Origin of the sequence: Streptomyces alkaliphilus (assembly GCF_014141535.1) — a bacterium.
In the GTDB taxonomy this organism is placed as follows: domain Bacteria; phylum Actinomycetota; class Actinomycetes; order Streptomycetales; family Streptomycetaceae; genus Streptomyces; species Streptomyces alkaliphilus.
Genome location: NZ_VKHT01000559.1, coordinates 1 through 3473, shown reverse-complemented (window position 1 = coordinate 3473; position 3473 = coordinate 1). Strand labels below are relative to the sequence as shown.

The 3473-nt window shown below is 74.3% G+C and carries 6 protein-coding genes; 1 reads left to right on the top strand and 5 read right to left on the bottom strand.

What is annotated here, in order from left to right; all coding sequences use genetic code 11:
* Window positions 1-2: 2 nt before the first annotated feature.
* The 5 genes from FNQ90_RS16655 to FNQ90_RS16640 form a co-directional block, all read right to left on the bottom strand.
* Window positions 3-410 (bottom strand): TOBE domain-containing protein, encoded by a 408-nt coding sequence (locus FNQ90_RS16655; RefSeq protein ID WP_182607108.1) that lies wholly within the window; start codon window positions 408-410, stop codon window positions 3-5.
* A 71-nt stretch (window positions 411-481) separates the two neighbouring features.
* Window positions 482-1453, bottom strand: a complete 972-nt coding sequence (locus FNQ90_RS16650; RefSeq protein WP_182607107.1) for a bile acid:sodium symporter — start codon at window positions 1451-1453, stop codon at window positions 482-484.
* A gap of 172 nt (window positions 1454-1625) precedes the next feature.
* On the bottom strand, window positions 1626-2159 hold the full coding sequence (locus FNQ90_RS16645; protein WP_323380008.1) for an MBL fold metallo-hydrolase: 534 nt from the start codon (window positions 2157-2159) through the stop codon (window positions 1626-1628).
* 12 nt (window positions 2160-2171) lie between these two features.
* The gene (locus FNQ90_RS28510) at window positions 2172-2327 is read right to left on the bottom strand and encodes an MBL fold metallo-hydrolase (protein WP_323380007.1); all 156 of its coding nucleotides are present in this window, start codon (window positions 2325-2327) and stop codon (window positions 2172-2174) included.
* Window positions 2328-2483: 156 nt separating this feature from the next.
* A complete protein-coding gene (locus FNQ90_RS16640) occupies window positions 2484-3080 on the bottom strand; it encodes a helix-turn-helix domain-containing protein (RefSeq protein ID WP_182607106.1) in 597 nt (198 codons plus the stop codon).
* A gap of 94 nt (window positions 3081-3174) precedes the next feature.
* Here FNQ90_RS16640 and FNQ90_RS16635 point away from each other — a divergent pair.
* The coding region (locus tag FNQ90_RS16635) for an FAD-binding protein (RefSeq protein ID WP_182607105.1) at window positions 3175-3473 on the top strand (299 nt) is incomplete at its 3' end.

The following is a 3473-nucleotide window of genomic DNA, read 5'->3' as shown; positions in this document are numbered from 1 at the left end:
GGTCAGGGGCGGTCGATGTGCACGTTGGTGGCCTTGACCCGGGCGGTGGCCTCGGCGCCGACCTCCAACCCCAACTCCTCCACCGCCTCCCGGGTCACCAGGGACACCAGACGGTGCGGCCCGGCCTGGATCTCCACCTGCGCCACCACGTCCCCGAGGGTGATCGCGGTGACGATGCCCGGGAAGGCGTTGCGGGCCGAGGTCCGGGCCGGTTCGTCCTCCGTACCCTCGCCGTCACCGTCACCCCGGGCGAGGTCGACGCAGAAGGCGGCCAGCACCGGCCCCTCCACCACCCGCCGGCCGTGGTCGTCCCGCCGGGTGGTCAGCCGCCCCGCGTCGGCCCAGCGCCGCACGGTGTCCGGGCTGACCCCGAGCAGCGCGGCGGCCCGTCCGATGGTGTAGGTGCGCATGTGCGGCACGCTATGTCGTTCCCTACCGCATCCGCAAGGAGAAAAGGGGAATCGGAGTCGCATCCACCGCTTCAGTCGCGGGCGCCGCCGGAGCGGTCGGCGGAGGCGGGCAGCAGCCGGGGCACCACCCGCACGAGGACCACCATGCCCACCACCTCCACCAGGGTCTGCGTCACCATCACCACCGGCGCGACCGCCCCCCGCTCGTCCGGCAGGGCCAGCGCCAGGGGCAGCAGCACCAATCCGTTGCGGGTGGCGCCGGTGAAGATCACCGCCCGGCCCTCCGCCGGCGGCAGCCGGAACCCCCGGGCCACCGCCCGACCGGCCCACGCCATCACCACGAGGAACACGACGAAGAACGGCACCGTCGGCACCACCTCGCCGAGCCGGCCGTCGAGCTTCGGCAATTGCGAGGCGACCACCGTGAGCAGGACCGCAGCCATCAGTGGCACCATCGCCGCCCCCGTCCCCTCCGCTACCAGCCGCCCGGCCCGGAACCGACGGGCCGCCGCCTGGGTGAGCCACGCCAGCGTCAACGGCAGCGCGATCAGCCACAGGAAGGCGTGCACGAAGGGCCCGGGCTCGATCACCTCGGCCGGTTCGGGGCCGAGGAAGAGCGCCAGGAACGGCGGCAGCAGCGCCATCTGCGCGAGCAACAACAGCGGGGTGGCGGCGAGCAGCCGGTCCGCGCTCCCGCCGGCCAACCGGCTGAAGACGATCACGTAGTCCACGCAGGGAGCGAGCAGCACCAGCAACACGCCCAGCCGCAACGCCGGATCGCCGGGCATCAACGGGAACATCGCGGCCACCACCGGCGGCACCACGAGGAAGTTCACCACCAGCACCGCGAGCAGGAAGCGCCCCGCCCGCAACGAACGCCCCAACTCCGCGATCGGCACCTGGAGGAAGGTGGCGTACAGCAGGGCCCCGAGCACCGGCGCGACCACCGCCTCCATGGCACCGCCGACCCCGGGGGCGAGCAGCCCGCACAGGACGCCGACGGCGATCGCCCCCACACAGCAGGGCACCTGCCGGCGCTCCATCCACTCCGCGGGGGACTGCGACACGGCGGTGTTCTCCTTCGGGGACGGGCTCCGGGGAGCCACCGGGGGTGCCCGGCGTGCGGGTCCGGGCGTGGGCCGTCCCGACCGTAACCGTTCCTCCCGCACCCCCGGGCCCGGGCACGGCCGACCGCCGCCCTGTCGCCGACCGGCGTCAGTCGAGGGCTGCGGCGGCCCGCCGCAGGGCGACGCCGGCGCCGCCGAGCAGCGGATCCCCGTGGCCGAAGCAGACCGTCTCCACCTCCAGGCCCGCCAACCGTCGGAAGGACTGCGCCGCCCGGGCCCGGTCGGCGTGGAACACGCCGGGGATCACCCCGCCGTGCGCCCCGGCCGCCGCGTCGCCGGTGAAGAGCACGCCGGGGCCCGGCAGGTGGAGAGCGATGCTGCCGTCGGTGTGGCCGGGCACCGCCACCACCACGGCCCCGCCCGCGATGTCCAGTTCGTCGCCGTCCGCCACCTCCCGGTGCACGGGCGCGGGCGCGGCCGGGGGCGGGTGCGGCACCTCGTCGTACAGGTCCCGCTCCCACCGCGGGGCCCCGGCCGGGTCCGGTGCCGGGCCGGTCGCCTCGCCCCGGATGACGGGGGCCTCCAGCCGGTGCGCCACCACCGTCACCCCGTCCCGATGGGCGAGGTCGGCGGCCCCGCCCGCGTGGTCGGCGTGGAAGTGGGTCAGGACCACGGTGCGCAGTTCCCCCGGATCCTAGCCGAGGCGTTCGATGGCGTCGATGATCGGTTCCCCGGAGCCGGGCGGGCCGGTGTCGATCAGCGTCAGTGAGCCCGGATCCCGCCACAGGTACACGTGCCCGCCCTCCATCCGCAGTTGGTAGAGGTTCGGCGCGAGCACGACGGTCTCCATGGGGGCGACGCTACGCCCGTCCGCCCCGGCTGTCCCCGTTTTCCGCCGACGGCGCACCGGAGGAGGACCCGCCCCGGACGTCCTTCCCCGGCGCGGGGGCGCTTTTCGGCCGCGCGCCCCGGGCCCCGAACGCCTCGGGCCGGACCCGGGGGCGGGTCAGGAGTGCTTCGGACGGGCGCGGACGTGCATCCGCTCGCCCTGCGAACCGAACAGGCTCAGCACCTCCACCGGAACCTTCCCCGCGTTGCACCAGGAGTGCGGGGTGCGGGTGTCGAACTCCACCACCTCGCCCCGCCCGAGGATCAGGTCGTGCTCGCCCAGCAACAGACGCAGCCGACCGGAGAGGATGTACATCCACTCGTAGCCCTCGTGCGCCCGCTGGTCCGGCGGCATCGCCGTCTCCGGATCGGCAGCCGGCGGCATGATCATCTTGTACGCCTGTACCCCGCCGGGCTCCCGGCTCAGCGGCACGAAGGTGATGCCGTGCCGCACGATCGGCCGGGTCCGTACCCGGGGGTCACCGGGGGGTGTGGACCCCACCAACTCGTCGAGCCGCACCCCGTGCGCCCGGGCCAGCGGCAACAGCAGTTCCAGGGTGGGCCTGCGCTGCCCGGATTCCAGACGGGACAGCGTGCTGACCGAGATCCCGGTGGTCTCGGAGAGGTCGGACAGGGTGGTGCCGCGCTCCCGGCGCAACGCCCGCAGTCTCGGGCCCACGGCGGTCAGTATCGGGTCGAGATCCTCGGTCGTCATGCCCAGATCCTCCCTCCGCTTTGCCGAAACGGCAAGAAAACTTGTCGACGGCTCTCCCGGGTAGCAGTCTCGGAACCGAACGGAGGTACCGCCCATGACCACCCCGAACCCTTCACCCCGCCCCACCGGCGACGCCGTCTCCCACCACCACGAGGTGGTGGTGATCGGCGGCGGCCCCGCGGGGCTGGCGGGCGCCACCGCGCTGGTCCGGGCCCGCCGCTCGGTCCTCGTCGTCGACGCCGGCTCCCCGCGCAACGCCCCGGCCGACGGCGTGCACAACTACCTCGGCCACGAGGGCACCCCACCGGGGCAGCTCCTCGCCATCGGACGCAAGGAGGTCACCGGCTACGGCGGTCGAGTCGTCGAGGACACCGTCACCCGGCTGGAACGCCT